This is a genomic window from Actinomyces ihuae (genome assembly GCF_001457875.1).
Taxonomy (GTDB): domain Bacteria; phylum Actinomycetota; class Actinomycetes; order Actinomycetales; family Actinomycetaceae; genus Pauljensenia; species Pauljensenia radingae_A.
Genome location: NZ_CZPX01000004.1, coordinates 282,053 through 300,484, shown reverse-complemented (window position 1 = coordinate 300,484; position 18,432 = coordinate 282,053). Strand labels below are relative to the sequence as shown.

Sequence of the window (18,432 nt, the reverse complement as noted above, 5' to 3'; positions counted from 1 at the left end):
TCTTAGGGGCGTTACAGTAACGGGTATGTCTTCACGCGACGCTCACGAATTTGCGATCTCCACTGGCTCGGCACGGGTGACGTGGGATGGTTCCCATGCGACAGTGTTCGTCAACGGTGCGGAGTCCTCCAGTGTCGATGTCGACCATCCTGAGGTGCTCGAATTTGAATACATGCAGCATATGGATGCCGCCCTCGAAGCGCTTGCACCATCACCTGAGCCGGTGCGTGTCCTCCATATCGGCGGAGCCGGCTGCGCTCTGGCATGGGCATGGAGCATCAAGCGTCCACAGTCGCGCCATTGCGTCGTTGAAATCGATGAAGATCTGGCGCACACCGTGCGTGACCTGTTTGATCTGCCGCGCTCGCCTCAACTCAAGATACGTGTGGGCGAAGGGCGCCAGGTCCTCGATTCGACACGCCCTGAGCGGTGGGACGTCATCGTACGTGACGCTTTTTCCGATCAGAGCGTGCCCCGCCAGTTGATGACGCTTCAGGCGGCTCGATCAGCATGGGATGCCCTCGTACCGGGTGGACTGTACGTGGCCAACGTGCCGCACGGTGGGAAGGCAAACGGGCGCCCTGACGTTGCTGCAATCAGCGAGGCGTTCGGCGAAGTTGTCGCCGTTGCGGACCCGAAGGTGGCGCGTTCAGGCAGGTGGGGCAATGTCATGGTGGCCGGACGGAAGACGGTCCGCGACCAGTTGCCGCACTTTGCGCCGCTGGATGTTGCCCAGTTGGACCGGCTGCTGCGCAAGCTCGCACTTCCAGCGCGCATCATGGCAGGTAAGTCGTTAAACCAGTGGATTGCGGGGGCTCGGCCTATGGAAGATCCACAGGGCGAATGATGCGTACGTGAGCACGCCGCGCATTCACGATCACACCGATCACCCCGATGAGCAGTGTGATGGCCTGGATGGACATCGCCACGCGGAACTCGCTCCACCCGTATTCGCGTGTTGGGTTCAACAGGTCAAGGACGACGCCGATGACCTGCACTGTCACGATCGTGGCAACGAAACCGCCCATATTGACCGTTCCGGTTGCCGTACCCAGGCGGTGTTCGGGTGAAGAGCGGCGCACAAAGTCGAATGCAATTGTTGAAGCGACGCCGCTGACGGGAAGCACGATTCCCAGCAAGAATGCTGCCCAGGCACCGGCAGGCTGCACGCGAGCCAGCACGATGACCCATGCGAAGGTGGAGGCAGCGGCCGCGGCCAACACGCCCAGAACTCTGCCACCGGGTCGTAACGCGGTCAGCTGACCGACAACTGGACCGATCGCAATATTGACGCAGGTGAATGCTACGAGCACCGCTGAGGCGACAGCGGGGCTCAGTCCCATGCCGAGAGTCATGAACGGAACGCCCCACAAGAGTGTGAACGTCATGCCGGGCATTCCGCCTGTCCAGTGGGCAAAGAACCCGAGCCATGTCGACGGGTCACGCATGACGAACTTAATGGTGGTCAGCGCGTGCTCCCCCTGCTGATCTGAACGCTCACGTTTCGCTCCGGGTTTGTCCGCAACAGCCAATCCGATGAGGAGGGTTGCCGAAAATCCAATACCCGCCAGGATGCAAAAGGCTGGAGTCCAGCCGAAGGCGCGCAGCGCCCACAGGAAGGGAACGGCTGACACCACCTGACCGAGCAGTCCGACAATTGCGGTGAGCTGAGTCATCAGCGGTACGCGAAATGGGGTGAACCAGCTCGGTACCAGGCGCAGCACAGAAATAAAGGCCGTCGCGTCACCCACTCCCAGCAGAATGCGGGCAGCAAATGCCAGCGGCAGGTTCGTCGCGCACGCCATGGCAATGTGGGCGATGGACACGAGGGCTGCGCCGACCATGAGAACGCGTCGCGGCCCCCACCGATCCAGCGCAAGTCCCGATGGGATCTGCATCGCAGCGTAGACGAACAGCTGCACGGAGGAGAACGCAGCCAACACGGATGCGGGCATGGCGAAACGATCCATCGCTTCAATACCGGCAACGCCCAGGGATGTACGTGCAGCAACGGCCAGCATGTAGGCGAACATGGCGCTCGTCCAGACGAGAAGTGCCCGCCTAGTCATCGGATGGCTGCTGAGGGGGTCCCCATGTCGGATCGGCACGGTGGCGCAGGGTCTGGTTACGTTCGGTTGCCTCACTGTCGTTGCCGCGGTCACGCAGGCGTCGCAGAACATCCTCGACAGTTTCGCGCTGGCCCTGTGATGGGCGCGCCGATGATTCGCTTTCGGCGCCACGAGCAGGACGCGCGTGGAAGGAACCTTCTTCGAGGCGGTCGAGGACATCATCAATGGTGACCTGATCCTCCTCGTCACCCTGCGTTGTCTCGTCGGTGTTCGCGCTGGTCGCGTCAGCCTCGGCTGAACGCTGTGAGCGGGTACGCAGGAACTCCTCGATGGTCTCGGTAATGTCCTCCGCCGACATTGCGGAGCTTTCCGAGTCAGGCAGTCGGAAGGTTTCCGTGCTGTTCGACGCGGTCGCCAGCGCGTCATAGTGCTTTTCGAGGGCGGCGATGGTACGCGAGACTTCCTCGTTGGCCTCAATGAGCTGAGTTACCTGGTCAATCTCCTCGCTGGCACCGCGCTCCAGATCGCCAACCGGAAGAGACAGGTCAGCGTAGTCCGACAGCGAGGTCAACAGCGCTGAAGCGGCACGCGGGTACTGCGTGTCAGACATGTAATACGGCACTGCCGCCAGCATGGTCACACCGTCAATGCCCTGACTGGCCAGGTGGGACTGCAGGAATGACGTCATGGGTGCCGGAAAGCGCATCGTTCCCGACATCTGCGGCTGCTCAGGCAACAAGGAGCCGTCTGTGGCGTGCATATGAACAGGTGTGGGGCGGGTATGCGGCACACCGGAAGGGATGCCGTGCAGCGAGAACGAGATCTCCACGCCTGCCTGCTCGGCAAGGTGGGACACGGCTCGGACAAACGTTTCCCACTTCGCGTCGGGTTCAGGCCCGTGGAGAACCAGCAGCGGCACTCCCGCATCGTCGTAGACCAGGTCAAGTGCAATTTCAGGCACTTCAAGAGAGGTTGTCACCCAGTCGTCAATATTCATCACAGGGCGGTGTGAGCGGTAGTCGATGAACATGTCCGACTCAAACGTGGCCACGCGTTGGGTGTCCAGCGTGTGCAACAGTTGCTCGATTGCGAGGTGGCCGGCGGTTCCCGCATCCATCGCACCGTCAAAGTGTGTCAGCAAAATGGGGGCACGCGCGCCTTTGGCGGGGCCGTCGTCGTACGCTTCCTGGTCGTCCAGGAACTGATCAAGCGTATTGTCAGCCATCGCTGCCTCCTTTCAGCTGTGTCGTTACTACCACGGTACCCAAATCCGTGCCCTCAGGCGAGCTTTGAGCTACAAGGTGAAATTTCTATCTCGCTGTATATGCCGAAGTCCTCCAGATAGGGCACAATAGTATGCCGTCAGTTAGCCAGGAGGATGCATGTTCGAACCCGTCGACGCAGGCTCACAGGACCCCGAGATTGCTCATGAGCAGGCTGTCGTTGATGCGACGTACCACCGACTTGACCAGTTGAAGGATGAGTACCGTCTGGCGCAGGAACGCGCCCACCGCCAGCATGGTGTCGGCAACGCTCAGGGATTCACAGAACGTGACGTGCTCTCAGCACACTTTTCTGACCTGCGTGAGCGCCTCGATCAGGTGGAGGACCGCCTGGTGTTCGGCCGGATCGACATGGAAGATGATCTCACTCATTATGTGGGTCGCATCGGCATCTCAACTGCCGAGGGCGAACCCATGCTGATTGACTGGCGCGCCCCCGCTTCGCGACCCTTTTACCAGGCGACGGCCATTGATCCACAGGGTGTAATCCGGCGGCGCCACCTGACCACCCGAGCCCGCCGCGTCACCGCAATCGAAGATGAAGCACTGGATCAGGAGGCCGCAAACAAGCGGAATATGACGCTCCAGGGCGAAGGCGCACTCATGTCCGCACTGAGCGAAGCCCGTCAGGGCCACATGACCGACATTGTGTCGACCATTCAGGCCGAGCAGGACAGCGTGATCCGCTCAGAAGATTCCGGCCTGGTCATCGTTCAGGGTGGTCCGGGAACCGGGAAGACCGCTGTTGCGCTGCATCGCGCCGCCTACCTGCTGTACACACAGCGTGACAGGCTCCAGCATTCCGGTGTCCTCCTGATCGGCCCCTCCCACGTTTTCCTGCGCTACATCGAGCAGGTATTGCCGTCTCTAGGTGAAACAGGCGTCGTGTCCGTGACGATGGGTGACCTGCTGCCCGGATTCCATGCACAGGCCCACGACAGCGAGCGCGTGGCACGCATCAAAGGCAAGGCGGTGTGGCAGTCGATTATTCGCCGCGCAGTCAAGGGGCTGCAGCGCGTACCTGACGCTGATCAGGAGCTGCGCGTGTGGTCACGCACCGTCACGCTGACCGTAGAGGACATCCGCGCCGCGCATGCTCACGCCCGCCGCACGGGCAAGCCCCACAATGAGGCGCGTGACGGTTTTGCGCTGGAGCTCATGGATGTTCTGGCGCGCCGACTGGCTGCCGATGAACGTGATCGCCGTTCGCGCGAAGGGGTGCATGACGTGGACGGCAACGACGTGGAGATGTGGCGTCAGGAGATCCGTGATTCGGTGGATGCTCGTCGCGCCATCAACCTGGCGTGGATGCCGACTTCTCCGCTCACGTTGCTGGAGAGGATTTTTGCTCGCCCGGGCTATCTGGAACAGCTCAACGCTTCGGTTCCCAATCGCCTCACTTTCGATGAGATTGCTGGGCTTCGGCGCCCGAAAGGTTCCCCGCTGACAGTCAGTGATATTCCTCTGCTTGATGAGTGTGCGGAGCTGCTGGGGACATCCTCGGCCTTGCGTGAGCGTGAGGATAATGAGCGCGCCGAGCGTCTGGCATATGCGCGCGAAGCCATTGAGCGCCAAAACCTGGGCGACGGTATCGTCACGGCTCAGATGCTGGCTGATGCGACACGTGAAGGGGAATCTCATTCGTCACTGGCTGAGCGTGCGCGACGCGACCGGTCGTGGACATATGGGCATATCGTCGTGGATGAGGCTCAGGAGCTCTCCCCTATGGCGTGGCGCGCTCTGTTGCGCCGCTGCCCGTCCCGCTCGTTTACTGTCGTCGGTGATCTCGATCAGCGTCGCGGACATGATCGCCCGTCCACGTGGCACGAGGCTCTTGGGCCAGCTGCGCGCGCCTTGAGCGAGGAGTATGTGCTGACGATCTCGTATCGCACGCCTCGCCAGCTCATTGACCGTGCTCAGCGCGTTATGGCGGCGGTAGGCGAACCCATGTCCGGTGAGCTTCAGGCTGTGCGTGATGTGACCGATGCCTATGAGCTCACGCATCTCGCGCAGGAGCACCAGCCACCCTCGTCACCTGAAACAGACGACATGTGGGAGCCGACGCGTGAGGCGATCCGGCGAGAATTGTCCGTACTTGACCACACAGTTGGGATTGGACGAGGGCGCCTGGCCATCATCATGGGATCGGAGCGCGCCGACCAGTGGAACGCTGACACAGATGGGCACACCACTCTCAGTGAGCGGGTCGCAGTGCTGAGTGCGACGGCTGCGAAGGGGCTGGAGTTTGACTCAGTTATCGTGGTGGAGCCTTCTGAGATTCTGGGCGACGGGCCGGGTGATCTTTTTGTGGCGCTGACGCGATCCACTCAGCGCCTGCATATCGTCTCCAGCGGACAGGTTCTGTCCGGACTTGAACAAAACTGACTTTCAGGTCACCTTTGTGAGAATATGAGCTTATGACTCGTGTTCTCTTGCTTGAAAATCCTCACGCTGACGCTGATCAAATCTTCGCAGATCACAATGTCGAGGTTGAACGCGTGAGCGGTGCCCTGGACGAAAATGAGTTGATTGAGGCGCTTCACGGTTTTGACATGGTGGGTGTGCGGTCCAAGACCCGTGTCACACAGCGTGTCATTGAAGCGAACCCTCAGCTTCAAGCAATTGGTGCTTTCTGTATTGGGACGAACCAGATTGATCTTTCCACGGCCACCAAGCACGGTATCGCCGTGTTCAACGCTCCGTATTCCAACACCCGTTCGGTTGTGGAACTGGCGATCGGTTTGATCATTGACTTGACGCGTCGTGTCACGGTCAAGAACTCGCGTCTGCACCGCGGCGTGTGGGAGAAGAGTTCGGACGGATCGCACGAGGTGCGCGGACGCACCCTCGGCATTATCGGCTACGGCAACATCGGCACGCAGTTGTCAGTGCTGGCCGAGGCGATGGGGCTGAACGTTATTTTTTACGACATTGCGGAGCGACTCGCCCTGGGCAACGCCACGCAGATGCCGACGATGGAATCGGTGTTGCGTGAGGCGGATATTGTGTCGATCCATGTTGACGGCGCACCGCAGAACCGGAATCTATTTGGCGAAAAAGAATTCGACATGATGAAGAGCGGGGCGGTTTTCATCAACCTGTCGCGCGGGTTCGTGGTGGATATTGACGCGCTGCGCTCACACTTGTTGTCTCGTCATCTGGCGGGCGCCGCTATCGACGTGTTCCCGCAGGAGCCGAAGAAGAATGGCCAGCCGTTCTCCTCGCCGCTGGTGGGGATGGATAACGTGATTTTGACGCCGCACGTGGGCGGCTCCACCGAAGAGGCTCAGCTGGACATCGGACACTTTGTGTCAACAAAGCTGTGCGATTATCTGGCGACAGGGTCGACGGATATGAGTGTGAATCTGCCGAATCTGCAGCTTGCGGCTTCGGCACAGTCGCGTTACCGGATTGCGCTCATTCACCGCAATACGCCCGGCGTTTTGGCTTTGATCAACCAGACATTTGCTGAGTCCGGGGCCAACATTGACGGCCAGATTCTGTCGACGCAGGGGTTTGTGGGCTACGCCCTGACCGACATTTCTTCGGAATTGCCGCGTGAGGCTCTTCATGCCATTGAGTCGATGGACGATACGATTCGTCTGACCGTGACCAGTTTGTAGTGTGATACGCGTTTCTCCTGGCCTGCCAACCTACGCTACCGTAGGGTAGGTAAATTCTAGTGGCACGATCCAGGAGGAACAATGACACTGATGCACCAGCTTCAGGCTGGGTACGCCCCTGGCATTCCTTACTCTGTTGACATCAAGGACCACCGCATAACCGACGTTCTTGAGGATGTCGCTTCGCGTTATCCGAACCGCGTGGCGCTAGATTTCTTCTCACGCCCGACTACTTATCAGGAGTTGGTGAAGCAGGCTCGGCAGGGTGCGACGGTGCTGAAGAGAGCCGGTGTGCGGCCAGGCGATCGCGTGGCAATTCTGATGCCGAACTGCCCACAGCACATTGTGGCGGTGTACGCAGCGCTGTACGTGGGTGCTGTTGTGGTGGAGCACAATCCGCTGGCACCTGAGCGCGAAATTCACGAATCTTTTGACCGTCATGGTGCGCGCGTCGCTATCGCGTGGGAAAAAGTGGTGGACAAGCTGGCTTTTCTGCGCGGAACCGGCAGGGTTTTCGCAATGGATTTGACGCACGCCATGCCGAAGGTGACGCGTTTCCTGCTGAGCTTGCCGGTTAAGGCTGCGCGGGAAAAACGTCAGGAGATCTCCGCTCCAGTTCCCGCCTATGTACCCTCGTGGGACAAGTTGGTTGAGCATGCCGAGCCGATGTCCGGTGACAGTCCTGCTCGCCCCGACGATGCTGCGCTGTTGCTGCATACAGGCGGCACGACAGGCACTCCGAAAGCTGCGACGATTACGCACCGCAACATCATGGCGAATGTGGCGCAGGATATTGCCTGGGTTCCAGATCTGCACGAGGGCTCTGAGGTTGTGTACTGCGTGCTCCCCCTCTTCCACGCCTTTGGCTTCGGTGTTTCGTTTATGGCAGGTATCCGCCTGGGCGCAACGTTGGCGCTTTTCCCAAAGTTCGACACCGCGATGTTGCTGACTGCACAAAAGCGTTTGCCGTGTACCTTCTTCGTCGGCGTTCCGCCGATGTATGAGCGCATCCTGGATGCGGCAGAAGAACTTGATTCCGATCTCACGTCAGTCCGATTTGCGATCTCGGGCGCGATGCCGCTGGATGGTGAGCTTGCGGCCCGCTGGGAAGAAACCAGCAGGGGCCTGATCGTGGAGGGCTACGGCATGACGGAAGCAAGCCCGATTATCTTGGGTTCGCCGCTTTCCCCCGCGCGCCGCCCCGGCACGCTGGGTCTGCCCTTCCCGTCCACCGAGGTGCGAATTGTCAATCCTGACAACATTGACGAGGATGTTCCCGACGGTCAGATCGGTGAATTGATCGTCAAAGGTCCCCAGGTGTTTGCCGGGTATTGGAACCGTGAGGATGAAACCGAACAGACACTGATTGACGGGTGGCTGCGCACGGGCGATCTGGTGGTCCTTGATGACGGTTTCATCACGATGGCCGACCGCCGCAAGGAGATGATCAATTCGTCGGGCTTCAAGGTGTTCCCGAGCCAGGTTGAAGATGCGGTGCGCTCAATGCCAGGTGTTCGCGATGTTGCCGTGGTGGGATTGCCTGACAAGAAGTCAGGCGAGTCGGTTGCTGCAGCGATTGTGCTGGAGGCGGGCGCCTCTGTCACGTTGGATGACATTCGCACCTGGGCTGAAAAGTCACTGTCGCACTATGCGCTGCCACGCCAGCTCGTTGTCCTCAATGAGCTGCCGCGCTCTCAGATCGGCAAGGTGATGCGCCGCAGGGTGCGTGAGGATATTTTGTCGATGCAGTCGCGTGCCGCTGACCTTGCGCAGCAGGCCCAGGAGGTTGTCGACCAGGCTCAGTCTGCCGTGTCTGCTGCAGTGGAGCGTCTGCGTGATAAACGGCAGGGAGATTCGCACCGCGATCAGGATTCGAGCCGCAGCGACAAGTAGGCCGCTCGGTTGTAGGAGTCGGTTGTAGGGGCCCACGCTGGCGATTAGGAGTCGAGCAGTGTGGGCTCTTCTTCTCTGATCTGCTTCTTGCGAGGCTTTCGGGCGTGCTGCTTGTGCACTCCAGTGTGCTGCGGTACCCCAGCCGCACTGTCGCGGGTGTTGCCGGGGGTAGACACCGTTGCTTCCTTGTCATCGGCCGTCTTGTCAGCATCGTCATTTTCCTGGCGCTGCAGGCGCAGTTGCGCAATCGCATCTTCGAAGTCTTCGAGCGAGTTATACGAGCGGTAGACAGATGCGAACCGCAGGAATGCGATCTCATCGAGTTGAGACAGGAACGGCAGAATTGCTTTGCCCACTTCTTCTGACGAGACGTTCGAGACGCCACTGGATCGCAGATGCTCTTCTACTTGTTGAGCGAGCAATGCGAGGTCGTGATCTGTAACTGGCCTTCCCTGGCATGCTTTACGCACGCCGGCGATAACCTTGTTTCGGGAGAAAGGCTCAACGGCTCCTGAGTTTTTGACGACCTGGAATGAGGAGGTTTCAATCGTGGTGAAGCGCTTCTTGCACACAGTGCATTCGCGGCGGCGTCGAATTGACGCTCCGTCATCAGCGATCCTGGTGTCTACGACACGTGAGTCAGGATTATGGCAAAAGGGGCAGTGCACGCGAGCCTCCATCTAGTGTTAGCTCAACGCTACGAGTTTTCACACCTCATTTGCAACACGAGACACAGTGACAACAGGCTCGCAATCCTACTCTGCTGGGATTTGCAGACGCTGCCCCACCTGAAGGGGACCGTCAATGTCATTGAGGCGCTCAATGTCGACAACAACCTGCTCGAGCGGGCGGGAAGTATCCACGGCTTGAGCAAGGCTCCACACTGACTCTCCATTCGTCACCGAATGCGCCACGGTCGGCCCCGAGTAGTCGTCTGGCTGGAAATACAGACCGGCACCCACGCTCAGTGTCGTGGCGGCAGCCAATGTGCTCAGTGTGCACACCACAGAGCGAAGAGTGAGCCGCGGCGTGGCTGCCTCGCGATGTCGCGCGAAAACAGGATGACGACGAATGGCGGGGTCTTCTTCCAGCAGGCGAGCACGCTTGCGTTGAAGAGACGGTGCAGTGGAGATGTCACGAACTGTTGCGAGTTCGCCGGTGTCCACCACATGCAGATTCGCAGCATGACGCGTTGTGGAGTGTTCGGTTCGAGCTGCTCCAAGAATCGCAGCGCTCATGAGAATCCCTCACTTTCAATCGTCGTACAAATGTTCGTCGAACACTTGTACGATATCATCATTTTATGAGGGCAACAAGACTTGCTCGAACAAATGTTTCACATTTGCCTAAGTCTTCGGTACCCTGTAAACACAGTGAAACAACGACCATGTGCATTTGCGTTCCAAATACTGATTGACCTGCATAAACGGGAGGATCGATGGCGAAGAAGACGGATGAGGCGACGTTAAGCCGTCGCAGGCGTGAGATTCTCGACACGATTCGTGAGAGTATCCGCGAACGCGGTTACCCTCCCTCGGTGCGTGAGATTGCACAGAACGTGGGGCTGGCCTCCCCCTCGACAGTGAAGCATCATATTGACGCACTGGAGGAGGCTGGTTTTATCCGTCGTCTTCCTGGCCAGGCGCGGTGCATTGAACTCACGGAGCAGGGTCTTGGAGATTCCCGCGATCCCCGCGATGCTCAGGATCAGGCACCTGCCACTGTCCATGAAATCGAGATCCCGGTCAGCCATGCTGACCAGGACACAGTTCCTGTCCCCCTCGTCGGGCAGATCGCTGCCGGCGCGCCTATCACGGCAGAACAGCATGTTGAGGACACGTTCGAGCTTCCCACCTCACTGACGGGGCAAGGCAACGTGTTCATGCTGCGTGTCAACGGCGAGTCAATGATTGATGCGGGGATCCTTGATGGTGACTATGTCGTGGTACGCTCTCAGCCCACCGCTGTTGACGGGCAGACGGTTGCCGCGATGATCGATGGTGAAGCAACTGTCAAGATTCTGTCTCACGCCGACGGTCATGTGTGGCTGCTGCCGAAAAACGAGTCCTACAGTCCGATCCCTGGTGACGAGGCAACGATCCTCGGCCTCGTCGTCACCGTGATCCGCTGCCTGTAGGTCAGAACCCGAGCTCTTGCGCAACAGCACGCAAGCGTCGGGCTGATTCGGTCAGACCGTCGCGCTCAGCCAGCGTCAGCGGCGGGTTCAGCACCCGTCCTGCACCCATTCGCCCAACGATGGTGGGTGCAGCCATGCAGACATCTGAGATGCCTTCCCAGTCTTCAAGCAGCGAGGAGATCGTCAGAACTCGGTTTTCGTCTCGCAGCACCGCGCGGGCAATGTTAGCTGCCGACAGGCCAATCGCGTAATTCGTGGCGCCTTTACCTTCGATGATCTTGTAGGCCGATTGAGTGACTTCTTCCGCAATTTCCTTGCGCAGATCACTGTCGAAGAGCCTGCCGCTCAGGGTGGGCCCCCAGTGCCGGATCGGCACGTTTCCAATTTCAGCGGATGACCACAGTGCCACCTCTGAATCACCATGTTCGCCTGTCACGTAGGCGTGGATGTTCTGTGTGGCCACTCCGGTTTCGCGCGAAACCAAGTAGCGCAGGCGCGATGTGTCCAGCACGGTGCCCGAGCCGAAGACCTGGTTGCGTGGAACACCCATGATTTTCAGCGCCGCATAGGTCACGATGTCAACGGGGTTCGTGATGAACATGAAGCGGGCGTGCGGTGCGACGTTCTGCAGGTTCGGCACGATGGTTTTCATGAGGTTGACGGTGGAGCCGGCCAGCTCAAGGCGGGTTTGTCCCGGTTTCTGCTTCGCGCCGGCGGTGACAATCACCAGGTCGGATCCTCGCACGATTTCCACATCGTCGGATCCTTCAACGGCGCCGCATGGGGTGAACTGGATGCCGTGAGCGATATCGAGCGCTTCAGCCTCGACCTTTTTCTTGTTGATGTCCTGGAGGACGATGGTGCGGGCGTCGCCCCTCATGGCGCACGCATAGGCGACTGCGGTGCCAACCGCTCCAGCCCCGATCACCGCGATTTTCGACGGGTGTCCTTCCGTCCCTGAGGGGTACAAGGTTTGAGCAGTCATGTGGTGCACCTGATGCCTCCTTCATTCCGATCCGGCACCATCATCCCAAATCAGATGAATTTTGAGAAGTGGTCTATGGTCTCATTCACGAGGGCGACTGGACGAATCGGGTGTGTCAAGACTGGCTGCAAGACGTTCAAGCGCCTGTACCACGATGCGCGAATCTGTCGTCGGCCACATCTGCGGCATGGTGGCGCGGATAAAGCTGCCATACGACTTTGTGACCAGTCGCGGATCCAGCACTGCCACAACTCCCTGATCCTGCGAGGAACGCAACAGTCGGCCTGCGCCCTGGGCCATCAACAGTGCTGCGTGAGGCAGTGCCACCGCGCCGAAACCGCTCATTCCCCGTTTCGCTGCATCGTTTTGCAGCGCCTGGAACACCGCGTTATCAGGATGAGGAAACGGAATCCGGTCGATGACAACAAGCCGACAGGACGGGCCCACAACGTCGACCCCCTGCCACAGTGACAGTGTGCCAACCAGACACGAATCGCGTTCGTTTCGAAAACGCGACACCAACGCCGACGTGGTTTCCTCTCCCTGCACGTACACGTCCAGAGATGTCCCCTCGCGAAGTGCTCGCGCACCGGCCTTCAGACCACGCCATGCTGAAAACAAGGCGAGTACACCTCCACCTGCCGCTTGAGTCAGGGTGACAAGCTCATCAAGCGCTTCTCCGCTCGGGCCCTCGCGACCCGGAACTGGCAGATGCTGCGCCACGTAGATGACGCCCTGACGAGCCACATCGAAGGGCGAACCAACGTCAATGCCATGCCAGGGCACGTGGGAGACCATCAGGCCGCATTCCCGAGCCGCCGAATCAAAAGACCCGCCCAGTGCCAGCGTGGCAGACGTCAAGATCGCCGCACGCTCCCCCAGCCCGACCGCGCCGAGCGGTCCGGCGACATCCAGAGGCGCAATCTTCAACGACACAGCGCTGCTATCCGTGTCCCTCTCGATGTACGTAATCGTCTGAGCTGGATCGACATTCCACGCGTCGATCGCCTCGATGAACTCATCACACGCCGCCTGCGCCATGAGTTTCTGACTCTGCTCCACCGAGGACTGCTCAACTTCACTGGCCACGGTACGCACCGTTGAATCACATACGCTGATCGCCTCAACTACCGCATCTGGCCTGCACACCATCAGCCCGTCAGGCTGCGCGTCGAGGGCATCCATCAATGCGCTCGCTGCCTGCTCGAACGGTTGAATATCAACGGATTTGACCAGCGTGCGTACTACTCGCGCCACGCGCGTACACAGTGCCTTGGATATTTCACAACAGGCTTGAGAGCGAACGCGGGAAGCAAGTTCGTGGCATTCATCAACCACCACATGATCCAACTCTCCAAACAGGTTGAGCGCACTCATCGTGTCAATACCGAAGAGGGAATGGTTTGAGACCACCACGTCAGCTTCAAGCGCTTCATCGCGCGCGAGACCAGCAAAGCATTCCTCCACAAATGGGCAGTCGCGCCCCATGCATTCACGCTTCGAGACACTCACCTGTCTCCACGCCCGGTCGGAGACGCCGGGGATCAGATCATCACGATCACCTGTATCCGTGATGCGCGCCCATTCTCGCACCCGCGTCACTTCTTTGCCGAGGTCACTGATTGGTCCCTGATGCGCGTCGGCAGCGTCGAAAAGAGTATCCAGCTGGGAGCGCCCACCGTCAGCTCGATACTTGCAGACGTAATTCGACCATCCTTTGAGCAGTGCGACATGCGGACGCACACCCGTTTCATCCGCCACGGCGTCAATGACCAAAGGAGCGTCCTTCGTCAGAATCTGGCGTTGCAGTGCCAGCGTGGCCGTTGTGATCAGGGTTCGTGCGCCTGATTCAGCTGCCCGAGCCAGCACCGGAATCAGGTAACCAATCGACTTGCCCGTGCCGGTTCCCGCCTGAATCATCACATGGTGACCTGATTTCAGCGCGGAGGCGCCCTCGTCAATCATGCGAACCTGGCCGTCGCGCCGACTGCCTCCCATCGCGGTGAGCACTCGGGTCAAAATACGATGTTCGAGGGCAGTCTCCTGCTCGTCAGCCTCACTCATGGGGCGCGGCATTCACATGATGAAGTCGGTCTGCAAGCGCACTGTCGACGTGAGCAGTGATATGCGTGCCTGCTGCCTCGTAGTCTTCACTGAGGACCTCGCCCTGTTCGTGGGCGGCATGGACGAGGTCGCCGTGGTCGTACGGGACGACCACGTCAACATAGACGCGCGGACGCGGCAACGTGTCTTCGATGAGCTGGCGCAGCTCCTCGATTCCCTGCCCAGTGCGAGCACTGATCGCAACAGCTTTGGGAAACAACGTACGGTTCAGCGCCCGGCGTTCAGGCGAGGCCAGGTCACTCTTGTTGAGCACAAGAATTTCGGGAATCGTCTCCGTGCCGTCAATCGTGTCCAGCACGCCGCGCACGGTTTCGACCTGGCCGACCGGATCAGGGTGAGCCGCATCAACGACGTGGACGATCACGTCCGCTTCACCGACCTCTTCGAGCGTGGATCGGAACGCCTCCACCAGTTGCGTCGGCAGATTACGGACGAACCCCACCGTGTCAGACAGTGTGAAGACCCGGCCATCAGAAGTTTGCGTCCGGCGGACAGTTGGGTCGAGAGTCGCGAACAGCGCGTCCTCCACAAGCACGCCGGCATCAGTGAGCTGGTTGAGCAGGGTAGATTTCCCAGCGTTCGTGTACCCGACAATCGCCACAGAGGGCACACCCATGCGACGGCGTGCAGCTCGTTGAGTGCGTCGGGCGGGTTCCATGTCACGGATCTGTGCGCGCAGGCGCGCCATGCGTGATCGAATGCGGCGCCGATCCAGTTCGATTTTCGTTTCACCGGGTCCTCGTGAGCCGATACCTTCACCGCCGGCCACACGGCCACCGGCCTGACGCGACATGGACTCACCCCAACCTCGCAGTCGCGGCAACAGATATTCGAGCTGAGCGAGCTCCACCTGTGCCTTGCCTTCACGAGACTTGGCATGTTGGGCGAAAATATCAAGGATCAACGTCGTACGATCAACAACTTTCACTTTGACGACGTCTTCCAAGCCGCGGCGCTGAGAAGCGGTCAGTTCACCGTCCACAATGACCGTGTCTGCCCTGCTATCCGCCACGATTTCAGCGAGTTCACGCGCTTTACCGGAGCCGAGGTAGGTGCCAGGATCTGGGGTGGGGCGCCGCTGAATGATGCCATCGAGGACGTGGGATCCGGCTGTATCAGCCAGTGCTGCCAGTTCACGCAACGAATTTTCCGATTCCTCCAGACTCTGCGTTGTGCGCAGGCCCACCAGGACCACACGTTCGAGACGCACCTGGCGGTATTCAACTTCACTGACTTCGTCAAGCTCGGTCTGGCTCGCAATGTCATTGACGCGGCGCATACCGGCGCGCGCCTCCCGTTCCAGGTCGCCAGCATCGTGCGTCGTGTCCTGAAAGCGCGTGGATGCCAGTGCTGTGCCCTGGCGGGCGAGGATACGCGCCACGACGTCTTCTGCTGCTTTGAACGATTCGTCGTCATGCGCTGAGGTTGAATCACGTGAGTCGGCCACTGATCTCCTTCGTTGCGGGTTCATCCTAGTGTGCCACGAGCAGACCCACCCGCGCAGATGAGACAGCGATGGGTGTGGACACCTGAGTGATCCACTAGGCTGGACATCATGACTGACCAGTACTTCACCAACGCTGCTCCTGCCGAAGAATCTGAACTGCGCCGCATTGACGTGGCGCTGCGCGGACACGATTTTCGCGCCTGGGTCAGTGATCATATTTTTTCTGCCAACCGTCTGGACCTGGGGACACGCCAGCTTTTGGCAGAAGCTCCCACGCCGCCTTCGTCAGGAACGTTTGTGGATGTCGGGTGCGGATGGGGGCCGATCGCGCTGGCGATGGCGCTGGAGTCGCCCGAGGCTCAGGTGTGGGCAGTCGATGTGACAGACAGGGCGCTCGATTTGACGCGCCGCAACGCCACAGCCGCGGGAGTGTCCAATATCACGGCGTACCGTGCGCCCGCTGCCCTGGCCAAAGCTCACTCCGAGAACGTGCGTTTCGACCTGATCTGGTCAAACCCTCCGGTGCGTATCGGGAAAAAAGCATTGCGTGAATTGCTGACTCAATGGCTCAACCTGCTGGCCGATGAGGGTGAGGCGTACCTGGTGGTACAGCGCAACCTTGGCGCAGATTCCCTGATCTCCTGGCTGTGCGAGCAAGGCTGGGATGCCGGCAAGATTGCATCCAAGAAGGGCTACCGCATTATTCGGGTCGCGCGCCGCTAGATCGCGATTCAGGCTGCGCAGCGCTAGAACGATTCGGGCTGTGCATCACTGAGTGCGCGCTCGATCAACTTCAACGCGTTCGCGCGCAGTGCCGCCTCATCGCACCCGTCTGCATCGATCCACATGATGCGTGGGTCCCGTCTGAACCATTTGATCTGTCGCCGTGCAAGCTGACGGGTGGCCAGTGCAACCGACTCAATCGCCTCATCACGACTCATATGACCGTCAAGCACGGACAGAGCCTGCGCATATCCCGTTGCCCGGGATGCCGTCTTGCCCTCGCGCAATCCGAGAGGAATCAGGTGGGCAACCTCGTCAAGCAGGCCCTCGTCAAACATGGCGTGCGTTCTGACCGCGATGCGCTCATCGAGGCGGGCAGGCTCACGCCTCATTCCGAGCATGACCGCCGGCTGGGCGAACTCGTAGCGCGGCAGGCGCGCTGAGAACGACTCCCCCGTCAGTTCAATCACTTCAAGTGCGCGCACAATTCGGCGCGCGTTATGCGGGTCGATTCGGGACGCAGCAATCGGGTCACGCTCACAGAGCTTGTCCCACAGCCCTTGGACGCCCAGTGGCCCGTCACCCTCAGCTTCAATGCGGGCGCGTATGTCCGGATCTGTGCCAGGAAAGTCGATGACGTCAAGGAGCGCGCGAACGTACAGTCCCGATCCGCCGGCAACCACGGCGATGCCCGCACGACGATGAATATCCGCGATGTCACGTCGTCCTTCGCGCTGATAGGCGGCAACACTGGCCTCGTCTGTCACATCCAGGACGTCGATCTGGTGGTGTGTGATCCCTCGGCGTTCCTCCAGTGGTGTTTTGGCCGTGCCGATATCCATTCCTCGGTACAGCTGCATCGCGTCCGCGCTGACCAATTCGGCCTCACCGGATGTTCCCAGCAATGCCGGCAGATCCTGCGCAATGGTAAGGGCGAGGTCGGACTTTCCTGAGGCTGTGGGGCCGACGACGGCGATAATCGGAGTGTGGTCAGAGGTCACAGGTTCTGATCACCCAGCGGTTTGTACCAGTCCACGTCAATGGCAACGGCGCGAGCGTCAAAGTTGCGGTTGAGCGCCAATACTGCGCGGTTGGTCACGGCATTCGATGTCACGATGTGACAGATGTCGGGGCGTTCACGTTCCAGTGCCTGAGCATTGACAAGCTTGATCCACGCTGACAGTTTCCTGCCCCGGTATTGCGGGTCGATCAGCGTTGTTTCCTGGTAAGCGTAGCCGGATGTGTCGTCACGATACGTCAGCGTTGTCCAACCAACCAGTGGTCCTCCGGCTGGTCGAATTGCGGTCGTCATCCACTTGGTGCCGGCGCGGTAGAGTCCGTCCTCCATCAGTCGGATACGCTGTTCGTCCCAGATTGCGCTTTGATCAGTGGGTAGCGCACCTGAAGGGATGTCACGCGCACACATTTCGTAGAGGCGCACCATCTGCCTGGCGAGCGCGGGCCGAGTGAAGGGTCCTGTCCACGTCACTGTTTCAAAACCGTCAGGCGCGACCGGTGCGGCTTCACGGATACGTTGGGCAGGAAGAACATTCACCCATTCACCGCACACAGGCTCATAGCCCCCGGCTCGCAGTGCCCGAGTGTCGGCATCCTCATCAAAATTGACGAGGGTATCCGGCCGATCCGGGTGATATCCACTGACGTCAGCGATAGCTTCGGAATCCTCGATCTTGTGCCACGAGGTCGACACAACCCACGTGTCGATACCGGTGCGCCCATAGCGCCGCGCTTTTTCTTCACATCGGGCGCGAAGCGCCTGAGCGATCGCCTCATTGTGGGAATCTGCCAGATAGATGTCATACGTTGCCAGATGAGTGTTCTCCAGCAGCGGTAGCTCCAGATAGGCAAAGCCGATCACGCTGGCTCGATCGACGTCGACGGGCTGGGAACCTGCGCAGGCAACGATAAAGAGCTGAGCGCACGAATGACGAGCCGTGGAGAGCTGCTGGGCGGTCAGCGCCCACACAGATGTGCCAAAGATTCGCTGCGAATGTTGCTCCGTGAGAGCCGCCAACCGGCAGTAGAGATCAGCGTGCGGGTGTTCATTGTTGAACGGACGGCTGATTTGGGGGCGCACCTCAATAAGCGTGACGTCCTGGACGGCGTCAACGTCGCTTTGCTTCATGC

At 59.8% G+C, this 18,432-nt stretch carries 15 protein-coding genes; 6 read left to right on the top strand and 9 right to left on the bottom strand.

Translation table 11 applies throughout. The annotated features are described in order from the left end of the window. Nucleotides 1-25 precede the first annotated feature (25 nt). Complete coding sequence (locus tag BN3002_RS02520) at nt 26-847, top strand: spermidine synthase (RefSeq protein ID WP_058236458.1); 822 nt, start codon at nt 26-28, stop codon at nt 845-847. On the opposite strand, the gene BN3002_RS02515 is transcribed toward BN3002_RS02520, so the two are convergent. Then, the gene (locus BN3002_RS02515; RefSeq protein WP_074026155.1) at nt 822-2,069 is read right to left on the bottom strand and encodes an MFS transporter; all 1,248 of its coding nucleotides are present in this window, start codon (nt 2,067-2,069) and stop codon (nt 822-824) included. The genes BN3002_RS02520 and BN3002_RS02515 overlap by 26 nt on opposite strands. Next, entirely contained in the window at nt 2,062-3,294 is a 1,233-nt protein-coding gene (locus BN3002_RS02510; RefSeq protein WP_058236456.1) for a PAC2 family protein, read from the bottom strand. The genes BN3002_RS02515 and BN3002_RS02510 overlap by 8 nt, the downstream gene beginning before the upstream one ends. Nucleotides 3,295-3,451: 157 nt before the next feature. On the opposite strand from BN3002_RS02510, the gene BN3002_RS02505 reads away from it, so the two are divergent. The 3 genes from BN3002_RS02505 (at nt 3,452) to BN3002_RS02495 (ending at nt 8,868) form a co-directional block, all read left to right on the top strand. After that, nucleotides 3,452-5,737, top strand: a complete 2,286-nt coding sequence (locus BN3002_RS02505; RefSeq protein WP_058236455.1) for a HelD family protein — start codon at nt 3,452-3,454, stop codon at nt 5,735-5,737. Nucleotides 5,738-5,769: 32 nt separating this feature from the next. Then, nucleotides 5,770-6,975 carry a phosphoglycerate dehydrogenase gene (gene serA / locus BN3002_RS02500; RefSeq protein WP_058236454.1) on the top strand — a complete coding sequence of 402 codons (1,206 nt, stop codon included), beginning with the start codon at nt 5,770-5,772 and terminating at the stop codon, nt 6,973-6,975. Nucleotides 6,976-7,056: 81 nt separating this feature from the next. Next, nucleotides 7,057-8,868, top strand: a complete 1,812-nt coding sequence (locus BN3002_RS02495; protein ID WP_058236453.1) for an AMP-binding protein — start codon at nt 7,057-7,059, stop codon at nt 8,866-8,868. Between the two features lie 44 nt (nt 8,869-8,912). Here the strand turns inward: BN3002_RS02495 and nrdR are convergent, their stop codons facing one another. Together nrdR and BN3002_RS10990 are read right to left on the bottom strand one after the other, a co-directional pair. Then, on the bottom strand, nt 8,913-9,536 hold the full coding sequence (nrdR, locus tag BN3002_RS02490) for a transcriptional regulator NrdR (protein WP_058236861.1): 624 nt from the start codon (nt 9,534-9,536) through the stop codon (nt 8,913-8,915). Between the two features lie 87 nt (nt 9,537-9,623). Continuing rightward, entirely contained in the window at nt 9,624-10,106 is a 483-nt protein-coding gene (locus tag BN3002_RS10990) for a LysM peptidoglycan-binding domain-containing protein (RefSeq protein WP_070725911.1), read from the bottom strand. A gap of 200 nt (nt 10,107-10,306) precedes the next feature. Between BN3002_RS10990 and lexA the strand changes: the two genes are divergently transcribed. After that, complete coding sequence (lexA, locus tag BN3002_RS02480; protein WP_058236452.1) at nt 10,307-11,005, top strand: transcriptional repressor LexA; 699 nt, start codon at nt 10,307-10,309, stop codon at nt 11,003-11,005. A 1-nt stretch (nt 11,006) separates the two neighbouring features. Here the strand turns inward: lexA and BN3002_RS02475 are convergent, their stop codons facing one another. The 3 genes from BN3002_RS02475 to hflX all read right to left on the bottom strand — a co-directional run bounded on the left by BN3002_RS02475 (nt 11,007) and on the right by hflX (nt 15,585). Further along, nucleotides 11,007-11,990, bottom strand: coding sequence for an L-lactate dehydrogenase (locus BN3002_RS02475; protein ID WP_058236451.1), 984 nt, complete (start codon nt 11,988-11,990; stop codon nt 11,007-11,009). 81 nt (nt 11,991-12,071) lie between these two features. Beyond that, on the bottom strand, nt 12,072-14,054 hold the full coding sequence (locus BN3002_RS02470; protein ID WP_058236859.1) for an ATP-dependent DNA helicase: 1,983 nt from the start codon (nt 14,052-14,054) through the stop codon (nt 12,072-12,074). Then, nucleotides 14,047-15,585: a GTPase HflX gene (gene hflX, locus BN3002_RS02465; RefSeq protein WP_082628499.1), complete on the bottom strand. Its 1,539-nt coding sequence runs from the start codon at nt 15,583-15,585 to the stop codon at nt 14,047-14,049. The genes BN3002_RS02470 and hflX overlap by 8 nt, the downstream gene beginning before the upstream one ends. A gap of 84 nt (nt 15,586-15,669) precedes the next feature. On the opposite strand from hflX, the gene BN3002_RS02460 reads away from it, so the two are divergent. Beyond that, nucleotides 15,670-16,284, top strand: coding sequence for a class I SAM-dependent methyltransferase (locus BN3002_RS02460; protein WP_058236449.1), 615 nt, complete (start codon nt 15,670-15,672; stop codon nt 16,282-16,284). A 23-nt stretch (nt 16,285-16,307) separates the two neighbouring features. Here the strand turns inward: BN3002_RS02460 and miaA are convergent, their stop codons facing one another. After that, a complete protein-coding gene (miaA, locus tag BN3002_RS02455; protein ID WP_058236448.1) occupies nt 16,308-17,285 on the bottom strand; it encodes a tRNA (adenosine(37)-N6)-dimethylallyltransferase MiaA in 978 nt (325 codons plus the stop codon). Continuing rightward, nucleotides 17,282-18,430, bottom strand: coding sequence for a hypothetical protein (locus BN3002_RS02450; protein ID WP_058236447.1), 1,149 nt, complete (start codon nt 18,428-18,430; stop codon nt 17,282-17,284). Before BN3002_RS02450 ends, miaA begins: the two co-directional genes overlap by 4 nt. Between the last annotated feature and the right edge of the window lie 2 nt (nt 18,431-18,432).

Bases quoted from the DNA above. Each gene is read 5' to 3' on its own strand.
- BN3002_RS02520 (WP_058236458.1), top strand. From the start codon at position 26: ATGTCTTCACGCGACGCTCACGAATTTGCGATCTCCACTGGCTCGGCA.
- BN3002_RS02515 (WP_074026155.1), bottom strand. From the start codon at position 2,069: ATGACTAGGCGGGCACTTCTCGTCTGGACGAGCGCCATGTTCGCCTAC.
- BN3002_RS02510 (WP_058236456.1), bottom strand. From the start codon at position 3,294: ATGGCTGACAATACGCTTGATCAGTTCCTGGACGACCAGGAAGCGTAC.
- BN3002_RS02505 (WP_058236455.1), top strand. From the start codon at position 3,452: ATGTTCGAACCCGTCGACGCAGGCTCACAGGACCCCGAGATTGCTCAT.
- serA (WP_058236454.1), top strand. From the start codon at position 5,770: ATGACTCGTGTTCTCTTGCTTGAAAATCCTCACGCTGACGCTGATCAA.
- BN3002_RS02495 (WP_058236453.1), top strand. From the start codon at position 7,057: ATGACACTGATGCACCAGCTTCAGGCTGGGTACGCCCCTGGCATTCCT.
- BN3002_RS10990 (WP_070725911.1), bottom strand. From the start codon at position 10,106: ATGAGCGCTGCGATTCTTGGAGCAGCTCGAACCGAACACTCCACAACG.
- lexA (WP_058236452.1), top strand. From the start codon at position 10,307: ATGGCGAAGAAGACGGATGAGGCGACGTTAAGCCGTCGCAGGCGTGAG.
- BN3002_RS02475 (WP_058236451.1), bottom strand. From the start codon at position 11,990: ATGACTGCTCAAACCTTGTACCCCTCAGGGACGGAAGGACACCCGTCG.
- BN3002_RS02470 (WP_058236859.1), bottom strand. From the start codon at position 14,054: ATGAGTGAGGCTGACGAGCAGGAGACTGCCCTCGAACATCGTATTTTG.
- hflX (WP_082628499.1), bottom strand. From the start codon at position 15,585: ATGAACCCGCAACGAAGGAGATCAGTGGCCGACTCACGTGATTCAACC.
- BN3002_RS02460 (WP_058236449.1), top strand. From the start codon at position 15,670: ATGACTGACCAGTACTTCACCAACGCTGCTCCTGCCGAAGAATCTGAA.
- BN3002_RS02450 (WP_058236447.1), bottom strand. From the start codon at position 18,430: ATGAAGCAAAGCGACGTTGACGCCGTCCAGGACGTCACGCTTATTGAG.